General features: G+C 61.5%; 13 protein-coding genes. 7 read left to right on the forward strand and 6 right to left on the reverse strand.

Translation table 11 applies throughout. The features are described 5' to 3' along the window. Positions 1 to 140: 140 nt before the first annotated feature. From ABLV49_RS22340 to ABLV49_RS22350, 3 genes are read left to right on the forward strand one after another with little or no spacing between them, the layout of a single operon-like run. Entirely contained in the window at positions 141 to 923 is a 783-nt protein-coding gene (locus ABLV49_RS22340) for an electron transfer flavoprotein subunit beta/FixA family protein (protein ID WP_349282054.1), read from the forward strand. Next, a complete protein-coding gene (locus tag ABLV49_RS22345) occupies positions 920 to 1,927 on the forward strand; it encodes an electron transfer flavoprotein subunit alpha/FixB family protein (protein WP_349282055.1) in 1,008 nt (335 codons plus the stop codon). The genes ABLV49_RS22340 and ABLV49_RS22345 overlap by 4 nt, the downstream gene beginning before the upstream one ends. Positions 1,928 to 1,951: 24 nt before the next feature. Next, the gene (locus tag ABLV49_RS22350) at positions 1,952 to 2,923 is read left to right on the forward strand and encodes a LysR family transcriptional regulator (RefSeq protein ID WP_349282057.1); all 972 of its coding nucleotides are present in this window, start codon (positions 1,952 to 1,954) and stop codon (positions 2,921 to 2,923) included. A 4-nt stretch (positions 2,924 to 2,927) separates the two neighbouring features. Here the strand turns inward: ABLV49_RS22350 and ABLV49_RS22355 are convergent, their stop codons facing one another. From ABLV49_RS22355 to ABLV49_RS22380, 6 genes are all read right to left on the reverse strand, one after another. Further along, positions 2,928 to 4,334 (reverse strand): FAD-dependent oxidoreductase, encoded by a 1,407-nt coding sequence (locus tag ABLV49_RS22355; protein ID WP_349282059.1) that lies wholly within the window; start codon positions 4,332 to 4,334, stop codon positions 2,928 to 2,930. A gap of 5 nt (positions 4,335 to 4,339) precedes the next feature. After that, complete coding sequence (locus tag ABLV49_RS22360) at positions 4,340 to 5,158, reverse strand: aspartate/glutamate racemase family protein (RefSeq protein WP_349282061.1); 819 nt, start codon at positions 5,156 to 5,158, stop codon at positions 4,340 to 4,342. Between the two features lie 16 nt (positions 5,159 to 5,174). Continuing rightward, positions 5,175 to 5,756, reverse strand: a complete 582-nt coding sequence (locus ABLV49_RS22365; protein ID WP_349282063.1) for a cysteine hydrolase family protein — start codon at positions 5,754 to 5,756, stop codon at positions 5,175 to 5,177. Positions 5,757 to 5,810: 54 nt separating this feature from the next. Further along, complete coding sequence (locus ABLV49_RS22370; RefSeq protein ID WP_349282065.1) at positions 5,811 to 6,578, reverse strand: SDR family NAD(P)-dependent oxidoreductase; 768 nt, start codon at positions 6,576 to 6,578, stop codon at positions 5,811 to 5,813. Continuing rightward, positions 6,575 to 8,038: an FAD-binding protein gene (locus ABLV49_RS22375; protein ID WP_349282067.1), complete on the reverse strand. Its 1,464-nt coding sequence runs from the start codon at positions 8,036 to 8,038 to the stop codon at positions 6,575 to 6,577. The genes ABLV49_RS22370 and ABLV49_RS22375 overlap by 4 nt, the downstream gene beginning before the upstream one ends. A gap of 98 nt (positions 8,039 to 8,136) precedes the next feature. Then, on the reverse strand, positions 8,137 to 9,516 hold the full coding sequence (locus ABLV49_RS22380; protein ID WP_349282069.1) for an MmgE/PrpD family protein: 1,380 nt from the start codon (positions 9,514 to 9,516) through the stop codon (positions 8,137 to 8,139). 345 nt (positions 9,517 to 9,861) lie between these two features. Here ABLV49_RS22380 and ABLV49_RS22385 point away from each other — a divergent pair, with 345 nt between their 5' ends. From ABLV49_RS22385 to tnpB, 4 genes are all read left to right on the forward strand, one after another. Further along, a complete protein-coding gene (locus tag ABLV49_RS22385; protein WP_349282071.1) occupies positions 9,862 to 10,875 on the forward strand; it encodes a Bug family tripartite tricarboxylate transporter substrate binding protein in 1,014 nt (337 codons plus the stop codon). A 352-nt stretch (positions 10,876 to 11,227) separates the two neighbouring features. Continuing rightward, positions 11,228 to 13,333 carry a recombinase family protein gene (locus tag ABLV49_RS22390; protein WP_349282073.1) on the forward strand — a complete coding sequence of 702 codons (2,106 nt, stop codon included), beginning with the start codon at positions 11,228 to 11,230 and terminating at the stop codon, positions 13,331 to 13,333. Positions 13,334 to 13,602: 269 nt separating this feature from the next. Beyond that, the gene (gene tnpA, locus ABLV49_RS22395; protein ID WP_349282075.1) at positions 13,603 to 14,016 is read left to right on the forward strand and encodes an IS66-like element accessory protein TnpA; all 414 of its coding nucleotides are present in this window, start codon (positions 13,603 to 13,605) and stop codon (positions 14,014 to 14,016) included. Continuing rightward, positions 14,013 to 14,360, forward strand: coding sequence for an IS66 family insertion sequence element accessory protein TnpB (gene tnpB, locus ABLV49_RS22400; RefSeq protein ID WP_349282077.1), 348 nt, complete (start codon positions 14,013 to 14,015; stop codon positions 14,358 to 14,360). The genes tnpA and tnpB overlap by 4 nt, the downstream gene beginning before the upstream one ends. The last annotated feature ends 56 nt before the right edge of the window (positions 14,361 to 14,416 follow it).

Consider the following 14,416-nt stretch of genomic DNA (forward strand, 5'->3'; position numbering starts at 1 on the left):
CTAGGCGCTATGCGCGACTGGCGACAGTGGCTCAAAGCGAAAGAAGTATTAGGTGATATTGAATAGGCGCAACAGTCCGAATTCACTTTTCGCCGGTTTGCAGTTGGCGACTGCGCCACCCGCAGGCAGACTCTGTGGCTATGAACATCTTGGTACTTCTCTGCGGTATCGCAGACCCTAAATTGCCGCTACCACGCGACATCAATGCCTTAGCCCTCGATTCGTTGCGTGCTGCGCATCCATTGTTAAGCCCATTCGATGAAGCCGCACTCGAACTCGCGCTGAAACTGCGCGACGCCGATCCCACGGTGCATATCACTGCGGTAGTCCCGGTCTCTTCGACTACCGACCCCTTGCTTCGCACCGTGGCGAGCTTGCGTCTCGATCAGACATTCGGGCTGGACATCCAGCACATTCCCAGCTGGAACAGCCTGGGCGTGGCACACGCGTGCGCAGCAGCCGTGTCAACGCTTGACCCGTTGCCCTCGCTCGTGCTGATCGGTCGCGAATTTGGCGACTGTGACGATGGGACAACGACTGCATGCATCGCTCAAGCCCTTGGCATGGCCTATTCCAAGCTGGTCTTTTCGATTGCAATCGAGAATGTGCATATTCATGCGGTACGTCAGAACGGTGCCCGACAAGAACGCGTACGGTTACCGTTGCCCGCCGTGGCGAGCGTGACCAATGATGCACGCAGCAAGCTGCGCCATCCTTTGCTAAAAAATGTAATGGTTGCCAAAAAAATGACTTTCAAGATGATCGATTTGTCAGAACCCATTCCTGGAAACGTTCAACTCACCGCGCTGGCCGCAGCACCTGTGCGCACGCGAGCCACCACCTGCAGGATGCTGCCCGGTAACGCGCAGATGCAAGCGAATGTGCTGGCTGAGCTCTTGCTCGCGCACGGGAGCGCCCGATGAGTATGTCATCCATGCGCCGCATCGTCGTTGTCCTGTTGCCGACGCAAGATGCCGCGGAACAACACTCGCTGCTTAACGCTGCCGCTGCGATGTCCAGCGACCACCACTGTCCGCTGGACATCGTCGCCCTGCGCGGCGGCACACAGGTCGACGTGACACCAGCGCCGGATCTGCCTGCGCATGCCACATGGTGGGACGTGGTACATGACGGTTTGGTTCAACTATCTACCGACTCCCTGGCCGAATTGGCCGCTCAAGCACTTGCAGCGGCGCAACTCGCACCAACGATGCCCCGCCTTGTACTGCTTCCCCCCGGACCGGACGGTATTGAGGTTGCGGCACTTCTCGCCTGGCGCATGGACGGCGCCGCGCTTGGCCAATGCATGAAGTTGGAGATAGACGGCGCCGCGGTCATCGGGCATCGCGCAGGTCATGGCGGCCGTATCATGCTGACCCTGCGCACCCAGCAGGCTCAATGCTTCGCGACCCTGCGGGCAGAAACCCGTCCGGAGCGAAGTGCCCTGTGCATCGCGCCTGACCGGCATGCGCTGGCGCTATCGGGAACACTGCCGGAGGCCTGCGATGTGACGTCGATTGAACAAACCGATGCGCTGCCGTCCCTCGAAGGCGCCAAACTCATTGTCAGCGGTGGTAGAGGCATGCAAGGCGATGAAGGTTTCGGTTTGCTGCGCGACATCGCGCAGCGCCTGAATGGCGCGCTCGGCGGCAGCCTGCCGACGGTGGATGCGGGCTGGATTCCGGTTGCGCGGCAGATCGGCCAGTCTGGCAAGTTTGTGTCCCCCCGCATCTACCTTGCGGTCGGCATCTCGGGGACTCTGCAGCACTTGGCAGGCATTTCGAGCGAGACGACCATCATCGCGGTCAACAAGGATCCTGACGCACCAATCTTCAGTGTCGCCGAAGCAGGTGCAGTTGGCGACTGGCGTGAGATCCTGCCAGCCCTGCTTGATCGCTTAGAATCCACTGCCGCAGAGCCAGCCTGACCTCGACTATCCTATCTGTTGAGCATGCAGCTCGCGTGCTACAGGGAACGCATTATGGATCGGTTGTGGGCAATGGAGGTTTTTGTGCGTGTCGCAGAATGCGGCAGCTTTTCGCGCGCCGCCGAGGCGCTTGACCTCGCAAACGCCACGGTGACGACCTGCATTCGCAATCTTGAGCGTCACCTTGAGGCGACACTTATCCACCGCGATACACGGCGCCTTCATCTTACCGAAGAAGGCGAGCTTTTCCTCAGCCGCGCAAAGGAAGTGCTGCGTGTCGTCGAAGAAGCGGAATCCGAGGTGCAAACTTGCCAGGGCCAACTGCGTGGTCCGCTGACCATCGAGATTCCGATCTCCATCGGCCACGCCTTGGTATGCCCTGCCCTGTCGGATTTCGCTGCACGCTATCCCCAAATCACCACTGCGGTCACGCTGACCAATCAACCGCACCACCTGATCGAGCGAGCCATCGACATTGCCATCCGCATGGACCGGGTAGAAGATGCTGATCTGGTCGCGCGGCCTATCTACGAGACATCGTACAAGGTGTGCTGCACAGCAGCGGTCGCGGCCACACTTCCCATTCATCCGAAGGATCTTGACCCGAAGCGCTGTCTGGGCGTACTGTCTGAGGAGCGACGCAGTTCGGGTTCATGGAAACTCACACGCGGCGATGAGCACATCACAGTAAATCCACAAGGACCGTTGCACTTGAACAGCAGCGACGCGCTTGTACTCGCAGCCTGCCAAGGTGGCGGAGTGGTACATCTGCTGGATATCTTTGTGAACCGCGCGCTCGCATCAGGTGAGTTGGTGCAGATTTATCCAGAGTGGACGATGGCCGCAAAAACATTTTATGCGGTCACTACCAAGTCGCGCGCCACATCGGCAAAGGTACGCGCATTCACCGACTTCCTGACGGAGGTGTTCGACTTGCAAGGCAGGCCGCCGCTTACCGATCGCGCCATCGAGGTACGCGCAATCGGCAAGCGCTGAGTGATCAGGCCAGGCCAGCGACCTCTGCCTCTGCGGTTCGCGCGGTAATCATGGTCCTGGCTGCCACGCGGCCGAACACCACGGCCTTACCAAGCGCCGATCCGGTCATGTAGGCGCCCCCGTGGAATCCGCCCATCACTTCGCCAGCCGCGTACAGCCCTGGGATAGGCGCGTCGAAAACGTCGATCACGCGCATGGATGCGTCCACGCGCAGACCACAGTAGGTACCGAACACAGCAGCGGTCGAGGGATAGGCATAGAACGGCCCAGTCTCGATACGGCAGAGGCGTCCATGATGATGAACCAGCGCCTTGCGTCCGAAAGCGGGATCTTCGCCGTTGTCCACACCCAGGTTGTACGCGTCGAGCGTCTGGCGCAGCGCGTCATGGGGCACTTCTATCATGCGCGCCAGTGCCTCTAGCGTGTCGGCCTTGATCAGCAAACCTTCTTCCAGGCGGCGGCCAAAATCGAGGATTCGAACGCGATCGTCGCCACTCTCGAAGATCGGCTGATCGAAGATCTGAAAGGATGTGTGGTAAGGCTGACTCATGACGGCATCGCCCAGCAGCTTGTACGAGATTGATTCATCGACAAATCGCTGACCATCCTGGTTAACGGCAATAGCCCCCTTGTACACCGCCAGGCAACTGTGGTGGTTCTGCATGTCCACCGGATGCTTGCCGTAGGTCCCCTTGATGTAGGCCATGTCCCGCAGGTCGGCGCCGAGCTTCCAGGCCATTCGCAAGCCATCGCCCACATTACCGTCTCCGCCGACGAAAACGGCGTTGACATAGTGCGGCGCAAAGCGATGCACCATCTCTGAATTCTGCCCAAAGCCGCCGCAGGCGAGCAGCACGCCGTCGCGCGCGAGCAGAATGAATTCGCCTTCCGGTTCTTCAGCGATGACGCCTTTGACCGGCGATGTCTCGCTGTCACGCAACAACCGCAATGCCTTTGTCGAGGTCATCACGGTAACACGGCCGTTGGCACGGCACTTTGAAACGAGCTGGCGCACGGTGTCGGCAGGATCGACCGTGTGCACGCGTGGCACCGACTGGCCCGACGATGCCTCGATGACCGGACTGAACTCGACGCCGTGTCCCCGCAGCCAGTAATAGGTGTCGAGCTGGTTGTCAACGTAGGCCTGAACCACTTCAGCGTCGTTCTCATGGTTGCCGACCTCGAGCAGATCGCGCTGGAGCAGTTCGGCGGAATCGACAACACCGTTGGCCGCCTGCAGGTCGGTCCCGGCAAATGCCAGGCACCCGCCACTCATGGCAGAAGAGCCGCCCGTCGCCTCCAGTTTTTCAAGCAGCAGCACGTCGACGCCACGTTCGGCAGCCTCAAGTGCTGCGGCAAAGCCTGCAAGCCCGCCGCCAATGACGAGCAATTGGGTATGTATGGTCTTCATGGCAATCACCTTGATGGGGTTGATTCGAGGGGCCGGCCATAGAAACCGAGCACTTCGCGCACACGCTCGCGCTCCGGCGGTTCGTTGTAGTAGCCGCGTTGGCAACGCACCACACCGCTCTGGCGCGACAGGTCGACCAGCATTTCAGCATGCTTGATCCAGCACGACAAGGAGTCGAGCACAGGCACACCGTCAACGCTGGACACGCCATGGGTCGCAAGCAGTACGCACAGCGGCGCTTCGCCTGGAATGATGACCTCGGCCCCTGCGTCAATCTGCGAGCGCGCCGCTACATGGAAGCGCTCGATCAGCGAACTGGGGTCCGAGAACCCCTGCAGCACGTCGGCGAACCTGAAACCCACATCCGAGACGCCGACCATACGCTCACGCAGGCCGTAACGGCGCGCATTGTCGGCGATCAGATCGGTCAGCTCATTGATGAACACCAGCACGCCAAAACGCGCACCGAGCAAGCACGATGAAAGCATGGCCGATTCACCATAGCCCACCACGGGAATATTCAGCAGTGAGCGGATCTCACGCAGCGCCGGATCAGGCAGTGTGCTGATGGCAAAAGCATCAAAACCCTCATGCTCCGCGCGCAGTGCTGCCTCAATGAACTGGGTGGCGTGCAGGTGTTGGAGTGCCGCATGGCGGATATCGTTGCCCGGATAGTTGGTCCGATAGGTTCCTTTGCGCATGCCGTGCATCACGATCTCGGTGTCCGGGCGGCTGACCCGCTGGAAATGTGCTTGCAGGGCTGCATCGTAAGCCCCCAGATCGGAGAGCACCGTAAAGCTCTGATGCCAGATTTTCAAGGCCATGAGGATCTCGCTTTCTTTAGGCTGAGAAGTCCACGGTGTCGGCGCTCACGACCCGGCAGAAGCGCGCAATGCTCTGCATTGAATTGCGGTGCTCTTCCTCGTTGTGCGCGCAGCACGCATCCTCGATCACCACGACATCAAAGTCGCGGTCGTGCGCATCGCGCACCGTTGCCTGCACCACCGCCTGCGTTGAAACGCCCGAGCAATAGATGCGCTGGATGCCCTGCGCACTCAACTGCGCCATCAGGGTGGTCGAGTAAAACGGACTGACCCGGTGCTTGACCACCTGCACATCGCCCGAACGTTGCTCCAGAGCCGGATGGATCTCGGTGCCAAAGGAGCCCAGCTTGAACAGGCCCATCTTGGGTGCGCCGCCGAAAACCGGCGAGTTCTTTGGGCACTCGTGGTAGTCGCTTGAAAAACCCACACGCACAAAGCCCACGGCCACGCCCGCCTCACGTGCTTTTGCCAACACCGCGACGGAGTTCTCAATCACGCGACGGCCGCGCACTTGTTCGCCCAGCGGTGATTTTCCGTTCGGGCCATCCACATGAACGAGATCGTTTTGCATGTCGAGGACGAGATAGATAGATTTCATGATTTATTAAATAGGTTTGATGAAAGAAAAAAGGCGAAGGATCGTGGAGGCGTGTCAGTCACACCACATGCCACCATTCACGTCGAGAACTTCGCCAGTGATGAAGCCAGCCTCACGGCCAGCGAGAAAAAGAATGGCCGCTGCCACGTCGGCTGCCGTGCCCATGCGACCTACGGGAATCAACGCCTGCAGCTGCGGCGGAAAAGAAGTGGTCATCGCGGTGGCAATCGGTCCGGGCGCAACCGCGTTAACCGTGATGCCGTCAACCGCCAGCTCCTTGGCGAAAAAGCCTGTCAGCATATGCACGCCGGCCTTCGAAACGCCATACGCTACATTGCCCGCCCGCTGCTGTTCGGCGGCGTCGATCCAGGCCCGGGCATTGCCACTGTTCTTTCCGACCACGGAGCCGATGTTCACGATACGCCCAAAACCCAGGCGCTTCATGCCGGGAACAACTGCCTGGCAGGCCAGAAAGGTCCCCTTCAGGTTGATGTCGATCACGCGGTCCCACTCGGCTTCATCCAGGGTCTGGGCAGCACCAAAGGACACCACGCCGGCCACATTCACCAGCAAGTCGACCGGTCCCAGCGTGGACTCGATACGCGACACCAGGGACACGATCTCTGCGCGCTTCGTCACATCAAGCCGCACGGCAGGCGTTGCGCCCTGCAGATCAACAGTGTCAATAGCCGCTCCGGCCGCTCCGTCGGCAGCCACCACGCGGGCTCCGCGCTCGCGCAAGGCTGCGCATACAGCGGCGCCGATGGCCCCCATGCCGCCGGTCACCAGGGCCACACGCCCCTCGAATGAAGCGGCTGTCATGGCTTTGACCGCCTTGCTGCAGCGACCCCACCGGCGATGCGCCCGAATACGAGGCCCTTGAGCACAGAGGTGGCGCCGGTATAGTTTCCGTAGTACATGCCCACCGTTTCGCCAGCAGCGTACAAGCCGGGAATGGCATCGCCCTGTGCGTTGACGACGCGTGCCGATTCATCCACTTTCAGGCCGCCGAAGGTGAAGACATTGGCAGAGATGATGGGATACGCGTGAAATGGTCCCTCGTTGAGCGGGCGGGCCCAGTTGGACTTCGGCGGCGTCAGATTTCTCGTGGCCAGTCCGTCCACTTCCAGTGGACGCCATTCGCCCTCGGGGCAGGCTGCGTTGTAGGCATCGACAGTGGCTTGCAGCCGCTGAGACGGCACGCCGATCTTCGCGGACAACGCGGCAATGGAGTCGGCGACGACGGGCTGCTTGTCGGTGCGGATGCCGAGTCTGTAATTCGGAATGCGCAGATGCTGGGCATCAAGGATTGTCCAGGCGGTGCCGCCACGCTGCTCGTAGATGCGGCGCGTCACAGGTTCATAATGCGCATCGACCGAGCCGGGTGCCTCGTCGGTGAAACGTTCGCCGTCGCGGTTGACCAGGATTCCGTACGGGAAGATGAAAACCGACGGCTCCGATACACCCGAGCGCGGGTCCACCGGCTCGGCATGGTAGCTGCCGAAGTCACCACTGGTGGCCGCGCCAATGTCCAGCGCCATGCGAATGCCCTCGCCACGGTTGTAGTAGGCGCCCTTGCAGACTGGCCGCAGGTATACCGAACGAGGTCCGATATAGCGTGTCATCATTTCTGCGTTGCCTTCAAATCCACCGCATGCGATCACCACCTCGCCTTGCAAGGTGAGGCGCGCGTTGTCACGCCCGATCGCACGCAAGCCCACAACCTCTCCGCGCTCGTCCATCACCAGGTCTTGTGCTGCGGTCTCGTAGAAAAACGTGACGCCAAGCGCTTCGGCGCGAGCTGCAAGAACATCGACCAAGGCCTGTCCACCACCCACGGGAAGAAGGCGCGGCTGGGAACTGGTCAAAAATTGCGTAGGAAGAAAATCGAAGCGGGCGCCCAACCCCTGAAGCCAGGCGATGGTGTCACCGGCTGCGCCCGAGAACCGCTCAATGACGGCCGGATCAGCCAGGCTGAGCGCACGAGCGATTGATGAGCGATGCGACGATACCGCTTCTTCCACCAATTCGGGGTCGATGCTTCCTGAGCCGTTTTCGGCGAGGTGCGTTTCGAAATCATCGGTGACTTCCGTGAGGCTCTTCATTCGCAGATAAGCTTCGGTGTAGCGGCTCTGGCCGCCGCGGTCATCACGCGTGGCGCGTTCAAGCACCGCAACACGGGCGCCTGTCTCGGCTGCGGCGACTGCGCTGGACAGGCCGGCTACACCGCAGCCAGCAACGACGACATCGAAAGAGGTTTGGGTAGGGTCTGGAGCGTTCATTGAGTGCAATCAAATAAGATGAATGCTGGTATCTTGCCGCCACCTCGTCAGGGTGAACAGGCCACCGGGGCGAAAAGATTTTTCGTTTTGCAGCGCGTTCAAGCCGACGGCGGGATGCGGGCGGCATTCAGAAAATCGGCTGCGCTGACCTGCTCAAGTTCGAGCAGCATGCGCCATAGACCTTGAGCGTCGGCATGGCCGGCATAGGATGCGCAGTCTATAAACTTGGAATGGACCTGCGACGTATCCAGCTCGAGCAGCGGTGAAGAAATTTCACCACTGGTTTTTGACTCCCCCGGTAACTCGATGCGAATTCGGGCCGGCGGATGCCCTGGGTTGTCAGGCAAGCTGGCGTCCACCTCGATGCGGTCGGCCAGCGCCAGCACCGCTACATCCGCAAGAGATGCTTCATGGAGGTTGGCGAGCGTGACTTCGCCATGCACAAGCGAAAATGCCGTCATGTAGGGGATGCTGTACTTTGCGTCCTGCAAAGTCTGCGGCCGGCGGCGTTGTGCAAGCGGCTGGCAGAGCCGGTTCGCCGAGCCATTGACGCTGACTACGACGCGCTCGATTTTCCTGAAGTCAGTGTGCGCCTGCAATTGCAATGCCGCAGCAACATAAGGATGCGACAGTCGACAGCAAGGCCAGGGCTTGAACGAGGTATCGGTTGCATGCCAACGCTCGGTTTGAAGCAACTGCTTGCGCAGCTCGGGGGTTGACTCCAGGCCCAGATAAATACGCAGCAGACCTGCAGCGCCGTCAAGCGAGCCTTCGGGCCCGACCAGGCCCGAACGAGCCAGCAAAGCCGCAGTCATCCCGCCCATGGCGGCAAAGGCCGGATAGATGGCACGCGCGTTGGAACCCACGCCAAAGCCAGCTTCCTTGCCACCAGCGGACTGCATGTAGGCAAAGCCGATTGCCGAGACAAGTTCGTCGTCCGTGAGCCCCAGAACGATGCCGGCCGCGAGAGCGGCCCCTGCATAGCCGAATAGCTGCGTCAGGAACCAGTCCGCCCCCGGCCCCTTGGCGGTCGGACTGCACAGCAGAGCGAGACGGCACATGAGTTCATTCCCGAGTGCCACGGCAGACACGATGCGGTCGCCATGCGCACCGACCAGCTCGGCAGCTGCCAATGCAGCAGGGAAAGTGACCGTCGTCGGATGAAGGCGCGCAAGATCGTGGATGTCGTCATAGTCGAGCAGGTGCGCCAGCGCGGCGTTAGCGAAGGCCGCCGCAGGCAAAGGCAGGCGCTCCGTGCCGCCTAACACGCTGCAGCCGTGCGCCGCACCCACCGAGAGCGGCCCAACGGCGTCGAGCAAGATACTCATGAGAACCGCTTCGCGGCGGCCGGCCAGTGCAATGCCCGTCGAATCGGCGATATGCAGTTTCGTGGAACGGACAACGTGCGGCGCCAGTATGTCGCCGTGGAGGCTGCGCAGCGTTTGCACCAGCACCCGGGTGAGAGGCACCGCGATCATTGCGCGGCCTCAGCCGATACAACAACGCCAAGCGGGACGATGGCTGATCGTTGCCCAAGGGGGCACGCCCCCGGCATTGATGCATCCAGGAAACGCATCACCCGCCAGGCGCGGTCCATGAGGGTTGTTTGGTAGTGCGGAAACGAAGGAAGTTCAGTGTGGGTGTGGTGCCAGATAAGCATTGGGTATTCTTGTTTACCAGGCGGGATTCTGGGTTCAACAAAAACGAAAACCGTATTCAGATCACATCGTTGGTGCCCAGGCAGTGGTGAGCCTAGACTTGCGACCGTAAGCACTCCGAGTTTTCAACGATTGGAGCTGCTCCCTTGCCACAGGAGACAAAAAATGAAATTTCCAGCCTTATCCAGGCGCAGTCCTGCCCGACGCGCGACACTTCGCGCAGCAACCGGTATAACGCTCTTCGCAGCCATCGCACTGGCCTTTCCCGCATGGGCACAGAAGAATTACCCCTCCAAGCCGGTGAAGCTGGTGGTCGGCTTTCCACCGGGCGGCTCAAATGACATCGTGGCGCGCATCATCACCCCCGCGCTCAGTGAAATTCTGGGTGCGCAAGTCATCGTCGATAACCGTGCAGGCGCCAGTGGTATCCTCGCTGCCGGACAGGTCGCCAAGTCTGTGCCCGACGGTTACACACTCATGCTGTCCAGCGCAAGCCCTCTCGTCATTGCGCCACACACGCTGGGAAAGCTACCCTTCGACGTCAATCGCGACTTTTTGGCCATCAATACCGTTGGCTTGACGCCAGAGGCTGTGGCGGTGGGCCCCAATACTTCAGTGAAATCGTTCAAGGAATTGATCGAACTGTCGAAGACACAAGACGTGACGATCTCTTCTTCAGGCAACGGTGGATTGCCACACCTGACGATCGAGTTGCTCAAGCAGGCTTCAAAGGGTCGCATCATTCATGTCGCCTACAAGGGCGCCGGACCAGCGATCACCGACACCCTGGCCGGTCACGTGAATGCGGTCACGATGGACCTGACCGCCCTCATCCCATTTATCAGGGATGGTCGGCTAAAACCACTGGCGGTGACGAGCGACAAGCGCGTTGATTTCCTGCCGCAGGTCCCCACCGTACAGGAAGAAGGTCTGCCGTCCTTCTCTGCCGTCAACTGGCTGGGGATCTTCGCGCCAGCCGGCACGCCAAAATCGATTATCGACCAGCTGCATGCAGCCATCGAAAAGGTCATGGCCAACCCTCAAGTGCGCGCGCAGTTGACAACCGCAGCCGTGATTCCCAATACCAGCGCATCACCGCAGGCATTCCAGGCCTTCGTCGCACAGGAAAACAAACGTTGGGCTCGGGTGGTGACTGACTCGGGTGCGAAGTCGGATTGAGGGCGCCCCCCAAGGATGAGTGTTGGTGATGAAGCCGAGGAACATCACGTCGAGCTTGTCATGACGGGTGAACACTTGGCTAGATCCTCTTAGTCGGCGAAACAACTGCTCAACGCACCATCAATAATGCCGCCATAAGATTGATGGATGCTGACAGCGCCCCCATATTGGGTCGTGAAGCCCTGCTCGGGTTGGCAGGCTGGCTGGCAAGGCGGGCAAGCAATGCAAGCGCAGATCTAAACGCAGATATGGACCGGGTTGCCGCTGCAAGCGCGGCGCAGTGTGGTGTGCCGCCTGAGCCAGATCGCCTGCCGGCAGTGGCAAGCGGGAGCGCAGTCAAAGGAGGCCAATCATGAACGAAAGCAGTCCATCGTTGCCCCATCCCAAGATCCACCGCCACCATCATGAACGGCTGGCGGTGGTGTATGTGCGCCAGTCCACACCCCAGCAGATGACGCGGCATCCCGAGTCGACCCGACTGCAGTACGGGCTGGTCGATCGCGCGCTGATGCTCGGCTGGTCGCGCGTTGACGTACTGGTCATCGATGAAGACCTGGGCAAATCGGGCAGCACCGCCCAGGGCCGTAGCGGCTTTCAGCGCCTGGTGACCGAAGTCAGCCTGAACCGGGTCGGACTGGTGTTGGGCATTGAGATGTCGCGCCTGGCGCGCTCGTGCCGCGACTGGTACCAGCTGCTTGAAGTGTGCGGGCTGTTTGCCACGCTCATCGGCGACTGGGATGGCGTTTACGATCCGGCGGATTACAACGACCGGCTGCTTCTGGGCTTGAAGGGCACTATGAGCGAGGCCGAGCTGTACCTGATCAAGCAGCGCATGCTCGCGGGCAAGCGGGCCAAGGCCGAGCGCGGCGAGCTGGGCATGGCGCTGCCGCGCGGCTACATCCGGCAACTCTCCGGCGAGGTTGCCAAGGATCCCGATGCGCAGGTGCAGGGCACCATTGCACTGGTCTTCAGCCAGTTCGAACGCCTGCGCAGCATCAATGGCCTGCTGCAGTATCTGGTGCGCCACCAGGTCTTGTTGCCCGATCGGCTACGCGGGGGCCTGCGCAAGGGTGACCTGCAATGGCGTCGCCCCAACCGTGCGACGCTGAGTAATCTGCTTCACAACCCGATTTATGCGGGGGCCTATGTCTACGGACGCCGGCCCACCGATCTGCGGCGCTGCAAGCCGGGGCGCCCGGGCACGGGCAGAGTGGTGGCCAGGGCGCTGCAATGGGGGGTCCTGCACAAGGATCGCTTGCCGAGCTACATCAGCTGGGAACAATACGAGCGTAACCTGCATCAACTGCAGATGAACAATGCCCAGGGCATGAGCGCCATCCGCCATGGCCCATCACTGCTGTCGGGCTTGCTGATCTGTGGACGCTGCGGACGGCGCATGGCGCCCAGCTATCGCAACAGCGGACACTCTTTGCGTTACGAATGCGCTCAGATGGCGATCAATTATGGCCAGGCGCGGTGCCAGTCGCTGGTGGGCCGCACGCTCGATGCATTCGTGGCGCAGCAGGTGCTGCGCGCGCTGGAGCCGGCCGCACTCGAGATCAGCCTGCAGGTGGCCGACCAGATCGAGGCTGAGCGCGCGCAGTTGCAGCAGCACTGGCAGCAGCGCCTGGAGCGGGCGCATTACGAAGTGGAGCGGGCCGCGCGGCAATACCAGTGCGTCGAGCCTGAACACCGGCTGGTGGCGCGCACCCTGGAGCATCAGTGGGAGGACGCCCTGAACGCCGAGTCAGCGCTCAGGGCTGACTACGAACGCTTTGTGGCCGAGCATCCCTGCCGCCTTTCGGCCGAACAGCGCGAGGCGATCCGCCGACTGGCCGCAGATATTCCAGCGCTCTGGCAGGCTCCCACCACCACCATGGCCGATCGCCAGGCCATCGTGCGCCAACTCATCGAGCGCGTCACGGTCACCGTGCAAAACGACAGCGAGAAGGTCGATGTCCATATCCACTGGGCCGGTGGTCACGCCACCCAAGGGACGCTGACGCGTCCTGTGGCGCGGCTCGATCAGCTCAGCTACTATCCCGAACTGACGGCCCGCGTGGCCGCGCTGCATGCCCAGGGCCATGCGCGATCTGGCATTGCGCGCCGGCTCAACGAGGAGGGCTGGCGGCCGGCCAAGCGGTGTGAGACTTTCAACGCGTCAATGGTCGGAGCCTTAATGGTCAGGATGGGACTGCACACCAAGCAGCAAACGCCTGCGGCGATGGTGGTCCAAAGGCAAAGCGATGAGTGGACGCTGGGCGAGCTGTCCCACCTGCTGGACATGCCGGCGCCGACCCTGTTCTCCTGGCTTCGTCGCGGCGAGTTGCAGGCAAGGCAAGTGATGAGCCAGTCCCATCGGCTTTGGCTGGTTCACGCTACGGCCCAGGATCTGGCGCGGCTGCGGTCACGGCGAAACGCAGCATCGGCAAAAGCCATTGATGAATTCGCCATTTGAGTGTTACGGAGGTTGTATGACTGGTAGATCTCGACCTCATTGCGTCGCTTGTACAGCGTCTTGTCGTATTGCCACAATCAACGCGTTTTTTTAGCGGCGGCACGACCGGTATGAAACTCCGCGCTGCTCTCAGTGCGCGGGTTTCGTTGCCTTCACTACCGTAAGCGTACGACGAGTACCATTCTTGCGCGGGAGTGATGCGCCGGGCAGTATCCGGGGAGTTGCCCACCACGATGGTGTGCACTCAACCCGGACAAGTGCACACCACCATGGAAACTCCCAGAAATCCTCTGAAGGCCACCAAGCGCAGACACAGCGCGGCCTTCAAACGCAAACTCGTCAAGCTGACCGAAGAGGCCGGCGCCTCGGTCGCAGCCATCGCGCTGGCGCACGGCATCAATGCCAACTTGCTGTTCAAGTGGCGGCGCGCACAGGCTGGCCGCCCGGCGCGGCGCAAGCCCGCCGCGCAGGCCGTACTGCTGCCCGTCACGCTGGATCCCTTGCCACCGGCAAGCGCGATCATCGAGTTGCCAGCGCCAGCGCCAGCGCCAACGCCAACGGCGCGGGCACCGGCAGTTGGCATCATCGAGATCGATTTCGGCGGTGCGCGCGTGCGACTGCGCGGCAGCGTCGATCCGGACAGCGTGCGCTGCGTGCTCCAGGCGCTGCGAGACGCGGGATGATCGGCCTGCCGGTGGGCACCCGCGTGTGGCTGGCCGCAGGCCTGACCGACATGCGCCGAGGCTTTGACGGCTTGGCCGCCTTGGCGCAAGGCGCGCTGGCCCAGGATCCCTTCTCGGGCCATGTGTTTGTCTTTCGGGGCCGGCGCGGCGACATCGTCAAACTCTTGTGGTGGGACGGCCAGGGCATGTGCCTGTTTGCCAAGCGCCTGGAGAAGGGTCGCTTCGTCTGGCCGCAGGCCGACGCCGGCGCGGTCTCGCTCACCCCGGCGCAGCTGTCCATGCTGCTCGAAGGCATTGACTGGCGCATGCCGGTGCGCACTTGGCAGCCCACGCTCGCCGCCTGAGGTGATGGACGGATGGTCCGCCCCCAAGGGGCGCGCGCAGGGAAGCGGGTGGACGC

The sequence above is a fragment of the Polaromonas hydrogenivorans genome (assembly GCF_040105105.1).
GTDB classification, from domain to species: Bacteria; Pseudomonadota; Gammaproteobacteria; order Burkholderiales; family Burkholderiaceae_C; genus Polaromonas; species Polaromonas hydrogenivorans.